Source organism: Corynebacterium glaucum (genome assembly GCF_002287505.1).
In the GTDB taxonomy this organism is placed as follows: Bacteria; Actinomycetota; Actinomycetes; order Mycobacteriales; family Mycobacteriaceae; genus Corynebacterium; species Corynebacterium glaucum.
The window spans coordinates 1,574,596-1,591,683 of record NZ_CP019688.1 but is presented as its reverse complement, the minus strand read 5'-3'; the positions used below and the strand labels follow the sequence as shown (position 1 = coordinate 1,591,683).

The 17,088-nt window shown below is 63.9% G+C and carries 17 protein-coding genes; 10 read left to right on the top strand and 7 right to left on the bottom strand.

What is annotated here, in order from left to right; all coding sequences use genetic code 11:
* Positions 1–83: 83 nt before the first annotated feature.
* Positions 84–1,613 (top strand): malate dehydrogenase (quinone), encoded by a 1,530-nt coding sequence (gene mqo / locus CGLAU_RS07750; protein ID WP_095660193.1) that lies wholly within the window; start codon positions 84–86, stop codon positions 1,611–1,613.
* Here mqo and CGLAU_RS07745 read toward each other — a convergent pair.
* Positions 1,610–2,839, bottom strand: coding sequence for a protein adenylyltransferase SelO family protein (locus CGLAU_RS07745; RefSeq protein ID WP_095660192.1), 1,230 nt, complete (start codon positions 2,837–2,839; stop codon positions 1,610–1,612). The two genes, mqo and CGLAU_RS07745, sit on opposite strands and share 4 nt — an antisense overlap.
* 24 nt (positions 2,840–2,863) lie before the next feature.
* On the opposite strand from CGLAU_RS07745, the gene cobA reads away from it, so the two are divergent.
* The 4 genes from cobA to CGLAU_RS07725 all read left to right on the top strand — a co-directional run bounded on the left by cobA (position 2,864) and on the right by CGLAU_RS07725 (position 5,129).
* Positions 2,864–3,604, top strand: coding sequence for a uroporphyrinogen-III C-methyltransferase (gene cobA / locus CGLAU_RS07740; protein ID WP_095660191.1), 741 nt, complete (start codon positions 2,864–2,866; stop codon positions 3,602–3,604).
* Positions 3,588–4,559 carry a class I SAM-dependent methyltransferase gene (locus CGLAU_RS07735; RefSeq protein ID WP_095660190.1) on the top strand — a complete coding sequence of 324 codons (972 nt, stop codon included), beginning with the start codon at positions 3,588–3,590 and terminating at the stop codon, positions 4,557–4,559. Before cobA ends, CGLAU_RS07735 begins: the two co-directional genes overlap by 17 nt.
* Positions 4,560–4,623: 64 nt before the next feature.
* The gene (locus CGLAU_RS07730) at positions 4,624–4,875 is read left to right on the top strand and encodes a type II toxin-antitoxin system Phd/YefM family antitoxin (protein ID WP_095660189.1); all 252 of its coding nucleotides are present in this window, start codon (positions 4,624–4,626) and stop codon (positions 4,873–4,875) included.
* Positions 4,875–5,129 carry a Txe/YoeB family addiction module toxin gene (locus CGLAU_RS07725; protein ID WP_095660188.1) on the top strand — a complete coding sequence of 85 codons (255 nt, stop codon included), beginning with the start codon at positions 4,875–4,877 and terminating at the stop codon, positions 5,127–5,129. The genes CGLAU_RS07730 and CGLAU_RS07725 overlap by 1 nt, the downstream gene beginning before the upstream one ends.
* Here CGLAU_RS07725 and CGLAU_RS07720 read toward each other — a convergent pair whose 3' ends face one another.
* The 5 genes from CGLAU_RS07720 to CGLAU_RS07700 form a co-directional block, all read right to left on the bottom strand.
* Positions 5,130–5,873, bottom strand: a complete 744-nt coding sequence (locus CGLAU_RS07720) for an NAD-dependent deacylase (protein ID WP_095660187.1) — start codon at positions 5,871–5,873, stop codon at positions 5,130–5,132. It lies immediately after the preceding gene.
* A 21-nt stretch (positions 5,874–5,894) separates the two neighbouring features.
* Positions 5,895–6,569, bottom strand: coding sequence for a thermonuclease family protein (locus tag CGLAU_RS07715; RefSeq protein WP_095660186.1), 675 nt, complete (start codon positions 6,567–6,569; stop codon positions 5,895–5,897).
* A 12-nt stretch (positions 6,570–6,581) separates the two neighbouring features.
* Positions 6,582–7,316, bottom strand: a complete 735-nt coding sequence (locus CGLAU_RS07710; protein WP_095660185.1) for a DUF1648 domain-containing protein — start codon at positions 7,314–7,316, stop codon at positions 6,582–6,584.
* Between the two features lie 37 nt (positions 7,317–7,353).
* Positions 7,354–8,475, bottom strand: a complete 1,122-nt coding sequence (locus CGLAU_RS07705; protein WP_095660184.1) for an ATP-binding protein — start codon at positions 8,473–8,475, stop codon at positions 7,354–7,356.
* An 81-nt stretch (positions 8,476–8,556) separates the two neighbouring features.
* Positions 8,557–9,228 (bottom strand): YaaA family protein, encoded by a 672-nt coding sequence (locus CGLAU_RS07700; RefSeq protein ID WP_095660183.1) that lies wholly within the window; start codon positions 9,226–9,228, stop codon positions 8,557–8,559.
* Positions 9,229–9,258: 30 nt separating this feature from the next.
* Here CGLAU_RS07700 and CGLAU_RS07695 point away from each other — a divergent pair, with 30 nt between their 5' ends.
* Complete coding sequence (locus CGLAU_RS07695; protein ID WP_095660182.1) at positions 9,259–11,058, top strand: proline--tRNA ligase; 1,800 nt, start codon at positions 9,259–9,261, stop codon at positions 11,056–11,058.
* A gap of 36 nt (positions 11,059–11,094) precedes the next feature.
* Here CGLAU_RS07695 and CGLAU_RS07690 read toward each other — a convergent pair whose 3' ends face one another.
* The gene (locus CGLAU_RS07690; RefSeq protein WP_095660181.1) at positions 11,095–11,898 is read right to left on the bottom strand and encodes a hypothetical protein; all 804 of its coding nucleotides are present in this window, start codon (positions 11,896–11,898) and stop codon (positions 11,095–11,097) included.
* Positions 11,899–11,929: 31 nt separating this feature from the next.
* Here CGLAU_RS07690 and rimP point away from each other — a divergent pair, with 31 nt between their 5' ends.
* The 4 genes from rimP (at position 11,930) to infB (ending at position 16,936) form a co-directional block, all read left to right on the top strand.
* Entirely contained in the window at positions 11,930–12,472 is a 543-nt protein-coding gene (gene rimP, locus CGLAU_RS07685) for a ribosome maturation factor RimP (protein WP_095660180.1), read from the top strand.
* 3 nt (positions 12,473–12,475) lie between these two features.
* Positions 12,476–13,480: a transcription termination factor NusA gene (gene nusA, locus CGLAU_RS07680; protein ID WP_095660179.1), complete on the top strand. Its 1,005-nt coding sequence runs from the start codon at positions 12,476–12,478 to the stop codon at positions 13,478–13,480.
* Positions 13,481–13,586: 106 nt separating this feature from the next.
* Positions 13,587–13,928 (top strand): YlxR family protein, encoded by a 342-nt coding sequence (locus CGLAU_RS07675; protein WP_095660178.1) that lies wholly within the window; start codon positions 13,587–13,589, stop codon positions 13,926–13,928.
* A gap of 122 nt (positions 13,929–14,050) precedes the next feature.
* Positions 14,051–16,936 carry a translation initiation factor IF-2 gene (infB, locus tag CGLAU_RS07670; RefSeq protein ID WP_095660177.1) on the top strand — a complete coding sequence of 962 codons (2,886 nt, stop codon included), beginning with the start codon at positions 14,051–14,053 and terminating at the stop codon, positions 16,934–16,936.
* The last annotated feature ends 152 nt before the right edge of the window (positions 16,937–17,088 follow it).

The following is a 17,088-nucleotide window of genomic DNA, read 5'->3' as shown; positions in this document are numbered from 1 at the left end:
GGCTGAAGCATGAATGTTTTACGCAAAATGTTGCGCAAAACACACTCACGACGGACGGTAAACATACGAAAAGGTGACCAGAAATGGCTAACAAGCGGGATAAATACGATGACGAGGTAGATGTCCTCCTCATCGGCGGCGGCATTATGAGTGCCACCTTGGGCGCAATGATTCATGCCCTCGAACCGGGCTGGAGCCAGGTGGTCTACGAGCGCCTCGAGGGACCGGCTCAGGAGTCGTCGTACCCGTTCAACAACGCAGGTACCGGACACTCAGCACTCTGCGAGCTGAATTACACCCCGGAGAAGAACGGCCGCATCGACGTTTCGAAGGCGATGGCGATCAACGAGAAGTTCCAGCTGTCGCGCCAGTTCTGGTCTCACCAAGTGAACGCGGGTGTGCTCCCGGATCCGCGCGGCTTTATTAACCCGGTGCCGCACGTGTCCTTCGGCCAGGGCGAGGACCAGATCGCTTACCTGCGCCGCCGGTACGACGCGTTGTCAAAGAACCACATGTTCCCGAACATGCAGTTCACCGACGATCACGACAAGTTCGCCCGCATGCTGCCGTTGATGGCTGAGGGCCGCGACTTCGACGCCGAGCCAGTCGCGATTTCCTGGACCGACGCCGGCACCGACATCAACTACGGTGAGCTGTCTAAGCAGTTCTTCAACGCCGCGAAGGAAAACGGCACCGAGATTCGCTACGGCCACGAGGTGACCAACCTCAAGCGGGAAGGCAATTTCTGGAAGGTCAGCGTCAAGAACCTGCGAACCGGCGACAAGAAGGTCACCCGCGCACGCTTCGTGTTCGTCGGCGCCGGCGGCTACGCTCTCGACCTGCTGCGCAAGGCTGGTGTTCCGGAAGTCCGCGGCTACGCCGGCTTCCCGATCTCCGGCATGTGGCTGCGCTCCACCAACCCGGAGCTGGTGGAGAAGCACCAGGCCAAGGTCTACGGCAAGGCAAAGGTCGGTGCTCCGCCGATGTCGGTGCCGCACCTGGATCTGCGCGTGGTGGACGGCGAGCAGTCGCTGCTGTTCGGCCCGTACGGTGGCTGGACCCCGAAGTTCATGAAAGAAGGCTCCTACCTGGACCTGTTCAAGTCCATCCGCCCGGACAACATCCCGTCCTACCTGGGTGTCGCCGCAACCAACCTGAACCTGGTGACCTACCTGGTCCAGGAGGTCTTCCGCGACTTCGACGGCAAGATGGACGTGCTGCGGGAGTACTACCCGGAAGCCGACCCGAAGGATTGGGACGAGGTTGTCGCCGGCCAGCGCGTGCAGGTGATCAAGCCCGCCGCGGCGCCGAACTTCGGCACCCTCGAGTTCGGCACCGCCCTGGTCAATGACCAGAACGGCACTATCGCAGGCATCCTCGGTGCGTCCCCGGGCGCATCGATCACCCCGGCCGCCATGCTGGAGCTGCTCGAGCGCTGCTTCGGCGAGCGCATGATCGACTGGGGCGACAAGCTCCACGACATGTTCCCGACCTACGGCAAGTCGCTCAAGCGCGACAAGCGCGCGTACGACGAGCAGTGGCAGATGACGCAGAAAACGCTGCAGCTGGATGAGGACCACCACCTCGACGAGACGGTGGGCGCGCACGACTAAGTGCCGCAGAACGTTGTGTATGTGAAGGCGCCTTCGGGCGCTTTCATCCATTCCTGGCCTGCTTCAGGGTTGTACGGGTCCGTCACCGCGGCCAAAAGCTCCAGGTAGGGTTCGAGGTTGCCGCGCTGCTCCGCTTCCTGGATGGCAGTTTCAAGCATGCGGTTGCGCGGAAGAAACAGGGGCCCAGGCTTATCGACGATTCCGTGCTCCTGGTTGTACGTCGCGATGTCCTCGGCCTGCTCAAGCCCAGTTTGGTGCTCGCCGATCCACGTATCCCAGTGCTGCGCGAAGCGGTCCGGGATGGTGAGCACGATGTCTTGCGCCTCTTGGTGGTCCATCACTGGGGTTAGCGCCTCTGCGAGCCTCGCGAGGTTCCACGCGATGATGTTCGGCTGGTTGCCGAACCGGTAGCGCCCGGCAGTGTCAATGGAAGAAAAGACTGCGTCGCTAGCGAAGCGCTCCGTGAACGCGCACGGGCCGTAATCGATGGTTTCCCCGGATAGGGCAGTGTTGTCGGTGTTCATCACACCATGCACAAACCCGATGCGCATCCACTGGCACACCAAATCGAGTTGGCGCGTAATCACGTCGTCAAGCAGACGCGCACCGTCGTCGTAGCCGGCCGCCTCCACGACCGCCTGCACCAGCTCAGCGCTGCGGGTCGCGGCATACTGCACCGAACCGACGCGCAGATGCGACTGCGCAACGCGTACAACGATGCCGGCGGGGACTTTGCCCTGCTGGCGGATCACCGTCTCGCCGGTGTCGAGCACCGCGAGTGAGCGGGTGGTGGGCACGCCGATGGCGGCCATGAACTCGGAGACCAGGTACTCCCGGAGCATCGGGCCGATCGCCCCCATCCCGTCGCCGCGCCGAGAGAATGGCGTGAGCCCGGAGCCTTTGAGCTGGATCTCGTAGCGGCTGCTATCAATCCCGCCAGGGGCTGCGGGAAGATCGCCGAGGAGGAGGGCGCGGCCGTCGCCAAGCAAAGGGACGAACTGGCCGAACTGGTGGCCTGCATACGCTGTGGCGTGCCCGCCTTCGCTGCCCGCGAGCCACTGGATGCCTTCCGGGGTACGCAACCACTCGGGATCGATGCCGAGTTCGCGCGCGAGTGGCTCGTTGAGCAAGACGAGGCGCGCCTCGGGGAAGTTGGTGCCGTCGACGGCGACGGTCATGTCCGGCAAGGTGTCGGCAAGCGTGTGGGTGAGCTCAGGTCGGGTCATGGCTCCACCCTAAACTGGTTCGCTATGGAGAACGGACACATCACCCTCGTCGGCGGTGGGCCAGGCGCGTGGGATCTGCTCACCGTGCGCGGGCTTCGGGCGCTGCAGGCCGCGGACGTGATTCTCGCCGACCACCTCGGCCCGGCTGACCAGCTGGCCGAGTTTGTGGACTTGGCGGGCAAGGAAGTCATCGACGTTGCGAAGCTGCCGTACGCGCGGCAGGTGACCCAAGAACGGATCAACGAGCTGCTGGTGGCGTACGCGCGCGAAGGCAAGCACGTGGTGCGGCTCAAGGGCGGCGACCCGTACGTGTTCGGCCGCGGGTTCGAGGAGCTCCAGGCGTGCGCCGCCGCCGGGTTGGAATGCTCCGTGGTGCCCGGCGTGACCTCCGCGGTCTCCGTTCCTGCGTCTGCCGGCATCCCGGTTACGCAGCGCGGTGTGACCCACGGGTTCAGCGTGGTTACCGGCCACCTTTCGCCGCAGCATCCGGGCTCGCTGGTGGACTGGGACGCGCTGGCTCGGCTCGGCGGGACCATCGTGGTGATCATGGGGGTGCGCAACGTGCGGGCCATCACGCAAGCGCTTATCGACGGCGGACTGCGCCCGGAGACACCCGCGGCAGTGATTCAAGATGGCGAGACCACCGCTCAACGGGTCTACTTCGCGGATGCAGCGACGTTGGCGGATGTGATGGAACGCGAAGGCATCACCTCGCCAGCTGTGTACGTGATTGGGGAGGTGGCTGGGCTTGCGCACGCTGGATAGCCTCATTCTGGACACCGCGGCCGATGCGCTTTCTCAGGCTAGGACAGTGCTGGTCTGCGATGACCCGACCGGGGACCTCGAGCGCGCCGCGCTTGAGACCGGCGCGCAGGTGCTGCTGCTGGATTCGGATTACACCCGCTGCCAAGCGGCGGCGGATGGGGTTAAAGTCGCCGGCGACACGCGGCTCGACGAGTTCCTTGCCGGCGCGGGTGTAGAGGGGCCGTGGGTGGCGGTAGGGGAGATGTCGAAATCCCTCGGGCGGGTGAACTACCTTGCGGCATCGATTGCTTCCGCGGGCGTTGCTGACGCCACGGTCGTTTTCGGTGGAAACAACAAACATCTGTCTCGCTCGATGAATGACACGTTGGCGGCGTCGTTCACCGACGTTGCTGCGTCGCGTGGGCGCGGCAAGTTCCGCTGCCTGGTCGCCTCCGGGCCGCGGGACGTAGCATACGAACCGCGCCGGGCAGATGGGTTCGTCGCGTTCGGCGGTGTGTTCTCGGGGGCGAAAGAGGATCGCGGTGGCGCAATGCTGCGGCGGGCACTGCCGGCAGAGCTGGGTCGGTTCCTGGACTTGGGATGCGGCAGCGGTTCGGTCTCGCGCGGGCTTGAAGGGGCGGTGTCCGTCACCGCGACTGACTCGGACGCGGACGCGGTGCTGTCTGCGCGGGCGATTGGCATTGATGCAACGTGGGACGACGCAGGTGCGCGATTCGAAGCCGCGTCCTTTGACACGATCGCGCTGAATCCACCATTCCACGACCGTGCCGCGGTCGATGCCACGCAGGTGCAGCACTTGCTCGATGCCGCAGCGCGGCTGCTTGCGCCGGGCGGCCAACTTTTCATGGTGCATAATTCGCACCTGCGTTACCGGGGAGAGGTGGAACGCCGGTTCAGCGCTGTGGAGCAAGTCGCCCGCAACGCCACGTTCACCGTGCTGCACGCGGTGCGGTAAGTATTGCGTCCGCTTGCCGCCAACCTGTACCGTAACCTTGTACCAGCAGTTTGGGAGGTGGCTAATGTCTATCAGCGCGAGTGAAGCCCGTCGGACGTTCTTTCCTTTGATCGAACGGGTTAATCAAGACAGAACGCCTATCGAGGTGGAGTCGCGTCATGGAAACGTGGTGATTATGTCGGCGGACGATTTTTCTGCGTGGCAGGAGACTGCGCACCTCTTCCGATCTCCTGCAAACGCCAAGAGACTCATGGAATCTTTCGAAAATGCCCGTGCGGGACGGTTTGAACCCCACGATCTCGACCTCACTGACTAATGCGTCTCGTCTGGGAAAGGAACGCGTGGGAGGACTACACGTACTGGCAGCGAGAAGACCGTAAGGTTCTCAAACGCATCAACCAGCTAATTGTTGAGACTCTTCGCGACCCATTTGAGGGAATTGGTAAGCCCGAACCGCTCAAGTATGGAGCAGAGGGCGCTTGGTCTCGCAGGATTACGCAAGAACATCGCCTGGTGTATGTCGTGCAGGAAAATGACCTTGTGATCCTTCAGGTGCGTTACCATTACTAGCTAGCTCACCGGAAGAATCTGCGGGAGGGCGCTGGCAGCGGTGTCCTCGACCACCACGGTGGCCAGGCGCGACAGGTCCGTGCGCATCGGGGTCACTTCGATGATCGGGATTTCCCGGGCGTGCGCCATCATTGGCAGACCTGCGGCAGGAAAGACCACGCCGGACGTGCCGACGATCAGCACTGCGTCTGCGGTATTCATGCGTTCCTCGGCGATCTGCCACTCCTCCTGAGGCAGCGCTTCACCGAACCACACGACACCGGGGCGAACCAACCCGCCGCAGACGGGGCACTCCGGTGGATGGACGGTTGGCACCTGCTCGGTTGGGATGTCGATCGGGGCGTCGTACGGTTCGTCGCAAAGCGAACAGCGAAACTCGAACAGCGAACCGTGCAGGTGCGCGACTTCCTTGCTGCCTGCCCGCTCGTGCAAGTTGTCGATGTTTTGGGTGGTGACCGTGGCCCCGGGCGTGTTCGCGATCGCGATGTGGCCTGCGTTGGGCTCCGCCTGCTGCGCGAGGTGAGCGCGCCAGAGGTACCAGGCGAACATCGTGTCCGGGTCGATATGCCACGCGTCGATGGAAGCCATGGCCTGCGGGTCGACGTTCTCCCAGAGCCCGGTCACGGCGTCGCGGTAAGTGGCGATGCCGCTATCCGCGCTCATGCCAGCGCCGGTGAAAACCTCGATGTGGATGGCCTTGCTCAGGATCTCGCGTGCTTGGTCGTGGGTGCTGGGGGTGCTCATGGCCCCGAGTGTAGGGCGAAATTACAGCGAGTCGATGTAGTCCAGCGCCTGCTCGCGGTAGGTGAAGTTCTTCGTGCGCTCCACTGCGTCGCGCATCACGTCCTTGTAGAAGGGGTCCGGGTCCTGCTCGTAACGGGCCTTGGCCTCCCTGGCTACTTCGGTCGGGAGCAAGCACTCGTCCGGGACCGCGTGAATGCCCAGGTTGTGCTGCTTCGCGTAAGCCTCGGCCGCCTGGAGGCGGGCGGTGTACTTCACGTTCGGCGGGTACTCCACGGCTCGGGCCCAGCCCGCTTTGACGATCTCCTCGTTTATGAACGTGCCGTCCGGCATGAACACAGCGCCGAGATCGCGCCCGTACTGGTCTTGCCGCTGCACGTCATATTTCAGGCGAATGTCCGTGCGTGGCCACAGCGTGGTGGAGAGGAACTCCTTCGATTCCTCATACAGGCACTCGCCCTGCTCGGGGGCGTCGATGCCGATCAGGCGCACTCGCGTCGGGTCGTCGGCGGGCTGGATATCGATGGTGTCACCGTCGATGACCCGAAGCACCAGTTCCTGGTCGGGCTTCGGGCCAAACTTTGCCAGCACTGCCAACACTGCGGTCACGGCAAACACAACAAGAAGCAGCGCACCGAGCACGAGCGCATCGCGCTTCGCGTTGCGCCGCTTGCGGTTGAAAGGTTTGCGGGTGCTCACTGGTTCACCGCACTACGCCAGAATCGAAATGACAAGAATGCCGATCATCATACCTCCCAGCGAGAGCGCGATCTGCGTCAACGCACGTTTGCCGGCCGGGTGCGAGGTGTTGATCTGCAGCTTGCTCGGTTCACCCGGCAACACAGCCACGGCCATTGTGTCCTTCGGCGCTGAGTACACGCCCATCCCTGCCTTCATTCCCAGGCGCTCAATGCGGATCCGCTCTTCCTGATCCGGTTCGATTCGGGCGAAGCTCTCTTTCGTGGTCCGGTGCAAGCGCCACGTAAGCACGAGTGTGAAGACCATGAACGCGCCAAACAGAATAAGAAAGGACCAGGTCGAGATCGGCGCGTCAGGGAAGATGAGCATGATCTGGACCACAGCTAGAAGGACAGCGGTACCCAGCACAATCTGGGCCAGCATCAGGTTGGTCGTCTCATGCAACCGCTCCACACGTTGCGAGGCAGTCTCGGAGAAAGGTAGTTCGCCGCCTGCAGGTTGATCGTGTCCAATGCGGGCCAAGCTTATCGACGGCAGCGTTGCCGCCACCCCAACCGTGATCACTAAGCCGATCAGCGTCACAGCCGTGACCGACAGCCAAGTTTTCGGCGCCCAACTGTCGATCTCGCCGGCGGGGCCGATGTGCATCGGCACTGGATCCGGGATGGCGTCCCACCGCAGAAACACATAGGCCAGTACCGCGAGGTAAATGATCACAGCAGCGGTATACAGGGGTTTCGCGCGCATGGAACCTACGGTAGCAGCGCCTCCTACACGCGCTTCGCTACTGCACTCGGCGCGGTCGGCGCTGGTCGCGGATGTATTCGCCGAGATATGGCTGCGCAAACTCCACTTTGCCCCAGCCCGCGGGAGTGATGAGGTCGCGGTCGATGAGCTTGCTGCGTGTATCGCTCAGCGACGTCGCCGAGATACCCAGCTCTTCTGAAATTTCGGCGGTAGCTACAACCCCGTCGGGTGTGCGCAAGGCGATGGAGGCCATCGCTTCAAGGTATTCCCGTTGGCGGTGCGGTACTTCCCGCAGTGCGGGTTGGTGCACTTGGGTACCGAGGCGGTCGATTGCACGCGGCATTGCATCCTCAAGGGCGCGGTTGTCTAGCGCATCGAGCCCCATTCCAACTGCGCTTTCCCACGCCAGATACCCCGTCAGCTGCACGAGGTAGGGGTAGCCCTGACTAAACGCGGCGGCATCTGCGGCGCTGGGGAACTCGAGGCCACCTTCCTTGGCGGTGCCCGCCAAGGCTTGTTCCGCGTCCGCGAGCGTCAACGGGCCGAGTTCATAATGTCGGGCGCGCCGAAGAAAGGTCGCGCCGGGCAAGTTCAGAAGGTCGTTTATCCCCAGCGTCAGACCGGCCATGGCGACGGCGACAGGGAGGTCATCTCGGACCAGATCCTGGTACGCGATTGCTACCTGGGTGAGGTCTTCAGCGGAGACGTCCTGGATCTCATCGATGGTGATCAGCACTCCGGCGCCTTGCAGCCGATCGATGAGGTCGCGGAGCTGGGTAGTGAGTCGCTTCGAGGGTTCCTGGCTTTCCACCTGGGTGCTCACAGACCCGATACCTGCGATGGAGATGCCGGTGACTTTGCGGCGGGTAGTTCGGTCCAGGCTCTCGATCGCTTCTGGAATGGCCGACTCAACGAGGACTCGTGCAATGTCTTCTCGTGCAGATGCTCGCAGCACCAACCAGCCGCGCTGCTTCGCGATATCCTCAAGCTCAGTCAGCAGCACCGTCTTTCCAATGCCCCTCGATCCGGAGATGAGAATGGAGCGGTCTGGGTTGCCGGGTGCGCCGTCGACTGCGCGAGCGAAATCCTCCAGCACAGCATCGCGGCCGGCCCAGACCCGCGGGCTGGCACCGAAAGTGGGGCGGAACGGGTTATCCATGAACCTGAGAATACTCGGCGCGATTGATAAATTGATAAATTGATAAATCGGCCCCGGTTGATAAATCGATAAATTGATAAATCAGACGGCGAGCGTGAGCTGCGTTCCGTCGACAACAACGTTCATTCCGGCGGCGCGAGCAACGTCCGCAACCCCCTCCACGGAATCGACCTGCGGCCCAAGCGCCAGCACCCGCGCGAGCTCACCCTTGTACTGCTTGTTGAAGTGGCTGACCACCTTGCCGTCGCGCTCCACACGCACCGTCACCGCGCCGGGCACAGGCCCAAGCTGCTGGTATACGCCGGATCGCAGGTCCACTACAAAGGGCTCAGCACCAAGCGCATCGCTTATCGACGGCCCCCACCACGCCTTCATCGTCTTGCCGGCGACCCTGGAACCGGCAGAGAGGCGGTAGCGCGGAATCATGTCGCCCGCACGCACGAGCCCGAACAACGCGGAACCAACGGCCAGGCGGGAAACCGCGGAATCGGGGAGGGTGGCGGCATCCAGGGCGTCGTAAAGCACGCCCGTGTAGCGATGGATCGCGGGCATAACCGGAGCCTCCCGCAGCGAGTGATTCTCTTCCGCCTCGTGGCGCTTCGACGCTGGTGCGTCCATCTCCTCGATGGGCGTGTGGGCGAGGGCGTCGATAAGCGAATCCCTGATCCCGTTAAACTCCGGAAACGACAGCTCCATCGGGTCGTTGACTCCTCCGGGCGCTTTGGTTTCGGACGGGGGAAGCACGATGAGCATGCGAAAAACCCTAGCGGTAAACTTCCCCGCATGATCACACGCCTCTCCACCTTGTTCCTGCGCACGCTGCGCGAAGATCCCGCCGATGCCGAGGTGCCCAGCCACAAGCTGCTGGTGCGCGCTGGCTACGTGCGACGCGCAGCGCCGGGTGTGTATTCCTGGCTGCCGCTGGGGCTGCGCACGCTGCGCAAGATCGAGGGCATTGTGCGCGAGGAGATGGACGCGATGGGAGCGCAGGAGCTGCTATTCCCGGCGCTGTTGCCGCGTGAACCGTACGAGGCGACGAACCGCTGGACCGAGTACGGCGATGATCTGTTCCGCCTGCAGGACCGCAAAGGTGCGGACATGCTGCTTGGGCCCACGCACGAGGAGATGTTCACCGCCGCGGTGAAAGACCTTTACTCCTCGTACAAGGACTTCCCGGTCACGCTCTATCAAATCCAGACGAAGTACCGCGATGAGGCGCGCCCGCGTGCGGGCATCCTGCGCGGGCGTGAGTTTGTGATGAAGGACAGCTACTCCTTCGACATGACCGATGAGGGGTTAGATGAGTCCTACGCCGCGCACCGGGCGGCGTACCAGCGGATATTCGACCGAGTGGGCCTGCGCTACGAGATCTGCAAGGCGACTTCGGGCGCAATGGGCGGATCTGCGTCGGAAGAGTTCCTCGCATATTCCGACAACGGCGAGGACACGTTCGTGGTCTCCACCGCGGGCGACTTCGCGGCAAACGTTGAGGCCGTGACCACTGTGGTGCCTGAAGCCCAAGCCTTTGAAGGCCTGCCGGAGCCGGTAGAGCACGACACCCCGGCCTCGGAGACCATTACCGCGCTGGTGGACTGGGCGAACAGTGCGCAGGTGCTTGTCGACGGCCACGAGGTCACCGCCGCCGACACCCTCAAGTGCATGGTGGTCAAAGTGGATGACCCGCGCGCTGTGACCGAGGGCGGCGAGCCCGTCGGCCCGCAGCTGACCGGAATTTTGATCCCAGGCGACCGCGAGCTCGACGAGAAGCGCCTCGAGGCCTCGCTCGAGCCGGCGACCTTTGAGCTGGCCAGCGAGGAGGACTTTGCCAAGTCGGGCTTTTTGGTGAAGGGCTACGTTGGCCCGCGTGCGCTGGCTGCAAATGGCGTGCGTGTGCTCGCCGACCCGCGCGTGGTCGACGGCACGAGCTGGATCACCGGCGCCGATGCGCAGCAGAAGCACGTGGTGGGCCTGGTTGCCGGCCGCGACTTCACGGTGGATGGATTCATCGAGGCCGCAGAGATTAAGGAGGGCGACCCCTCGCCGTCCGGCAACGGCACGCTCGAGCTTGCGCGTGGTATCGAGCTGGGCCACATCTTCCAGCTGGGTCGCAAGTACACCGAGGCCTTCGACGTGCAGATCTTGGACGAAAACGGCAAGCGTGCCGTGCCCACCATGGGCTCCTACGGCATTGGCGTGAGCCGCATGATGGCTGTGGTGGCCGAGCAGCGCCACGACGACAAGGGCCTGGTGTGGCCGGTTGCCATCGCGCCGTACCAGGTGCACGTTGCTGTCGCGAACAAAGACGCCGCAGCGCTGGAGGCAGGGGAGCGGTTGGTCACCGAGTTCGACGCCGCCGGCCTCGAGGTGCTCTTCGACGACCGCCCGAAGGTATCGCCTGGCGTGAAGTTCAAGGACGCTGAGCTGCTGGGCATGCCGTTCCTGGTGATCCTGGGCCGCAGCTTCGCCGACGGCATCGTGGAGCTGCGTATCCGCGGCGGTGAAACCCTTGAGGCTCCGGCGGACCGCATCGTGGACCAGGTCGTCGAGCTGGTGCGCAAGCAGACCGCACCGCTCGCGGGCTAGCACCGCTCGCGGGGTAGTTGCCGGTTCCGCTGTCCGCTACGCGCGCTTCGCGTGAGCGGCAATGAAGATCGCGTCGCGCATCCACGTCGGATCCTCAGCGGCTGCTGCCGCAGCAGCGGTCTCGTCGATCACCGCGCGCTGCAGGGCGTCGACAAGCAGTTGTGCTTCCTCGAGTGTGGTGGGCTCGGCGTAACCCTCCACGAACTGGTAGCCGGGGGAGGGCGCAAGGGATCCGTCGTCGAGCGGGATGCTCGGGGTGAGCGCGTCGGTGCGTTCCCGCGACGCCTCCCGTAACACGGCAATGCGCTCGCGTAGCGGGTCATCGGCAAACGCAAGCGCGAACCCGAGCCCGTACTGCAGCTCCGCCTCGCGCTGAACCACGGCCGTGGCGTGAGTGATGTCGGCTTCGCTGGTCAGCGTCGCTGAACCGACGTTGTCCAGCGCTACCGGCTGCATCGCTGTCGCGTCGATAGCTTGCTCCACGGCTAGCGCCACCGATTCCTTGGGCAACCGCGGCGCAGTGTCTGCCGTGAGAGACACAAGCTCCTGCGCCCCAATGCTGGCGGGGAGCTCTGCGTCGTCGAAGTTCACTGAGCACGACGACGGAGCCTCGCCCTCTGGGGTGATCCCGCACAGCCGCAGCGCTTCGGCCTTGAGTGCATCGGACTGCTCTGTGCGCAGCTGCCGGTAATCCTCGGTGGCCCCGCTCGGCAACCCGTCGGCATGAGCTTGCTTCGCCAGCGCCATGACTTCCTTATTCGGGCGCGGCCCCACCACATCCATCACCGTGCAACCCCCGAGCAACAACACCAGCGGAACGGTAATGAGCAGCTTCTTCACCCGCAAAACGCTACACGATAGGCTGGAGCGCATGGCATTTCCCAGCACAGAAGAGCTCACCCGGCTCATCGCGCCCGTCGCGGAGAAGCACGGGATGGACCTTGAGAATCTCCGCACGGTCAAGGCAGGCAAAAAGTCGCAGGTCGTGGTCGCCCTCGACTCGGATTCGCGCCCGACCCTCGACGAGCTTGAGGTGGTCAGTCAGGAGCTCTCTTCGCTTTTCGACGACCTGGAAGACGCCGGAGAGGTCAACTTCGGCGCAGGTTACACGCTGGAGATCACCACGCCTGGGGTGGACCTGCCGCTGACCGTGCCGAGGCACTGGCGCCGTAACCGCGGCCGTCTCGTCGACGTGGACGGCGAGACCTACCGCATTGGCGCGCTCAGCGACGACGAGCGAGAGCTCGTGCTTGTGGAAGCCGGTAGCAAGGCACCAAAGGTGTTCGTGCGGCCGGTTTCCGAGATGCCTAAATCAGTGGTAGAAGTTGAGTTCAATGCTGCTCCCGTCGCAGAGGTGGAGCTGGCGGAACTGTCGTTTGAGGAGGCCTCGAAGCTCGAGGCCGGTGAGAGGTAATAAGTGAATATTGACATGGGCGCCCTCCGGGCGATCGAGCGCGACCAAGGCATTTCCTTCAACGAGCTGTTGGAGACCATTGCCAACGCGCTGCTGTGGGCATACCGGGACTACCGCGAGCACCCGCTTGAGGACGGCTCGAAGGCACGCATCGACATCGACACGGACACCGGCGACGTGACCGTCATCGTCACCGAGCTTGATGACGACGGTGCGGTGATTTCCGAATACGACGACACCCCGGTGAACTTCTCCCGCATCGGTGCCGTTGCGGTCCGCGACGCCATCAAGAAGCAGCTGCGCACGGCTGAAGCAGGCCGCGTGTACACGGAATACTCGGGCCGTGAGGGCCAGGTCGTCTCCGGCGTGGTGCAACGGGACGCAAACAAGGAAGCCCGCGGCATCACGGTGGTCCAGATCGGTACTGAGGCGGATCCCCAGGACGGCATCCTCTTGCCAGCGGAGAAGATCCCCGGGGAGCAGCTGATCCACGGCGACCGCGTGAAAGCGTACGTCGTTGGTGTGAACAAGGGCGATCGCGACGTGATGGTGCATTTGTCGCGCACCCACCCGGAGCTCGTGCGCGGCCTGTTCGCTCTCGAGGTGCCGGAGGTTGCCGACGGCTCGGTGGAAATCATTGCGATCGCCCGCGAGGCCGGCCACCGCTCCAAGGTGTCTGTCCGCGCCACGGTCAAGGGTGTGAACGCCAAAGGCGCGTGCATCGGGCCGCGGGGTGCGCGCGTCACCAACATCATGGAGCAGCTGGGCGGGGAGAAAATCGACATCATCGATTACTCCGAGGATCCAGCGACATACGTGGGCAACGCGCTCGCGCCGTCGAAAGTGATCAGCGTCGAGGTGGTTGATGCGGAGACCCAGACTGCGCGGGTCGTCGTGCCTGACTATCAACTCTCGCTAGCAATCGGCAAAGAGGGACAAAATGCGCGCCTCGCTGCGCGGTTGACGGGGTGGAAGATCGACATCCACTCTGATGCCGACGCGCGCTGAGCTGGAACTACAGTTTCCCCGCGATTTGGCGTAACCTTGGATACGGCTTAGAACCGAATCCAGCGCGGGATGGAGACATCCTCGCAGGGCTAGCAGAAAGGTGTGGATGGACGCTCACGCAGAACACGCTGAGCGCGTCCTTCCGATCCGGATCCGCACGTGCATTGCCACGCGCGAGCAGCTGCCCGACACCCGTTTACTGCGGGTGGTCGCCGACCCGGACATGCCGGGGCGGGTCGTTCCTGACCCGTCGCGGTCTCTGCCGGGTAGGGGAGCGTGGATTAAACCCACGCTGGATGCGTTAGAGCTTGCGGAGGGGCGACGGGCATTCGCTCGCGCGCTCCGTATGTCTCCCGCGGCGTCAGCAGCGGTAGACGTGAGTCAAGTACGTACGTACCTCGTACACGCATCGAACGACCCACATGACGATAGGAAGACCGAACACTGATGAGTACGCGACCATGAAGCAGCATCAGCGATGAAAGTCACTGACCACTCCTAGGGGCAGATAGCTTCCCGCCGACACCACGTTGGCAAGCACATGCTCCTAGCAAACCAACAAGGAGACACGTGCCCGGAAAGCTACGCGTTCACGAACTGGCAAAACAGCTCGGCGTAACAAGTAAGGAACTGCTCGCCACCCTCAAGGAACAAGGCGAGTTCGTCAAGACCGCCTCCTCCACCATTGAACCGCCGGTGGTGAAGAAGATGAAGGCCTACTACGAGGCCCAAAGCGGCGACGGTGCAGAAAAGGCGGAAAAGTCGGAAAAGGCCGACAAGGCCGACAAGGCATCACCAAAAGCGGATGCGAAGAAGGCTGCGCCGAAGCCCGGCGCCGCGAAACCAGCGGCGGCGAAGACCACGGCTCCGAAGCCTGGTGCTCCAAAGCCAGCCACTGCGAAACCGGCCGCTGCAAAGCCTGCGGCACAGGCAGCGAAGCCTTCGCCCGCCACCCCGGCGGCACCGAAAGCCGCCGCAAGCACTGGCGAGGCCGCCCCTGCCGCCTCTGCACCTAAGCCGGCGCAGGCTGCTTCGCCGAAGCCTGGTGCCCCGAAACCTGCGGCACCGAAGCCTGCAGCACCCAAGCCTGCTGAAGGCGGCCCAACCCCGGGTTCAATGCCGCGCCCGATGCCGAAGCCTGGTGGGCGTCCGCGTGTCGCAAACAACCCGTTCTCTTCCAACACCGGCGGCGCCCGTCCGGCACCGCGTCCGGGTGGCGGTCGAGGCGGCCAGCAGCAGGCTGGTCGCGGTCGAGGCCCGGGTCAGGGCCAGGGTGGTCAGCGCCCAGGCGGCGAGCGCCAAGGTCAGCGACAGGGCCGTCCGGGCCCGCGTCCCGGTGGCAACCGCCCGTCGCCAGCCGATATGGCCGCGCACCCGAGTCCCACGCAAATGCCGTCCAAGTCCGCGAACGCGGGCCGCGGCGGTCGCGGTGGCCAGGGGGGTCCGGGTCGTGGTCGTGGTGGCCAGGGTGGTCCGGGTCATGGTGGCGGACCGCGCGACGGCTTCCGTGGTGGTCGCGGTGGACGCCGCGGCGGTACCGCCGGTGCGTTCGGTCGCCCGGGTGGTGCCCCCGGTAAGCGTCGCAAGTCGAAGGGCCAGAAGCGTGCTGAGTACGAGGAGATGCACGCACCGAACGTCATCGGTGGCGTTCGCTTGCCCGACGGCGGCGGTGCAACCGTTCGTCTACGTCAGGGCGCAACCCTGTCCGACCTGGCAGAAAAGATCGGCACTGAAGCGTCGAACTTGGTGCAGGCGCTGTTCAACCTCGGCGAGATGGTGACTGCTACGCAGTCGGTGTCCGAGGAGACCCTGCAGCTGCTGGGTGCGGAGATCAACTACGAAGTTGAGATTGTCTCGCCGGAGGACGAGGACCGCGAGCTGCTCGAGTCCTTTGACCTGCAGTTCGGTGAAGACGAAGGCGGCGAAGATGCGCTCGAGCAGCGTCCTCCGGTGGTCTCTGTCATGGGCCACGTCGACCACGGTAAGACCCGCCTGCTGGATACCATCCGTCAGGCAAACGTGGGTAAGGGTGAGGCCGGCGGCATCACCCAGGGCATCGGTGCGTACCAAACCACCGTTGAGCTGGAGGATGAGCCGCGCACGATAACCTTCCTGGATACCCCGGGTCACGAGGCGTTTACAGCCATGCGCGCCCGCGGTGCGAAGTCGACTGACCTCGCGATCCTCGTGGTAGCGGCAGACGACGGTGTCATGCCGCAGACTGTCGAAGCGATCAATCACGCCAAGGCGGCTGAACTGCCGATTGTGGTTGCGGTGAACAAGATCGATAAGCCAGAGGCGCAGCCGGACAAGATCCGCGGCCAGCTCACCGAATACGGTCTCGTGCCGGAAGAGTACGGCGGCGACACGATGTTCATCGACATCTCCGCAAAGCAGAACATGGGTATCGACGATCTTTTGGAGGCCGTCCTGCTGACCGCAGACGCGGCCCTCGAGCTCACGGCGAACCCGGACATGGATGCTCAGGGCTTGGCAATCGAGTCTCACCTGGACCGCGGACGTGGCCCGGTGTCCACCGTGATTGTCCAGCGCGGTACATTGCGCGTCGGCGACTCCATCGTCGTCGGCGGCAACTTCGGCCGCGTGCGTCGCATGGTCGACGAGTGGGGCAACGACGTCGAGGAAGCTGGGCCGTCGCGTCCGGTGCAGGTTCAGGGTCTCAACGGTGTTCCTGGCCCGGGTGACAACCTGCTCGTGGTCGAGGACGACCGCGTGGCTCGCCAGATCGCTGCGCAGCGCGATGCCCGCCACCGCGCCGCGATGCAGGCTCGCACCAAGAAGCGCGTCTCCCTGGAGAACCTGGACCAGGCGCTCAAGGAGACCAGCCAGCTCAACCTCATCCTCAAGGGCGACAACGCCGGTTCCGTCGAGGCACTGGAAGAAGCCCTGCTCAAGATCGAGGTGGACGACGAGGTCGAGGTCAACATCATCGACCGCGGTGTCGGTGCGGTGACCCAGACCAACGTGCTGCTCGCTGCGGCTTCGGACGCCGTCATCGTGGCGTTCAACGTCCGCGCTGAGGGTAAGGCCACCGAAGAGGCCAACAGCGAGGGCGTGGAGATCCGCTACTACTCGGTGATCTACCAGGTCATCGATCAGGTTGAGGCAGCGCTTCGCGGCATGCTCAAGCCGATCTACGAAGAGCGCGACCTTGGCCAGGCCGAGATCCGCCAGATCTTCAAGGCCTCCGCAGTGGGTCTTATCGCCGGTTGCATGGTCACCGATGGCTCCGTCAAGCGCGGTGCCAAGGTGCGCCTTGTGCGCGACGGCAACGTGGTCACCCCGGACGCGACGATCGACTCGCTGCGTCGCGAGAAGGACGACGTCACCGAGGTTGCCAAGGGCTACGAATGCGGCATGGTCTTGTCCTACCCGGACATCCAGGTCGATGACGTTATCCAGGCGTACGAGATGGTTGAGGTGCCGCGCACCTAGCTGTAAATACGCCGCGTAGATACCGTAAGCCGTACACGGGCGCGGGCCGCTGTCCAGTCAAGGATGGGGCCTGCGCCCGCATGTCGTACCAATGCAGGGCAAGGGTAGGATGATGCGGACGGTTTTGTTCACCAGCAACAAAAGGAGATGAC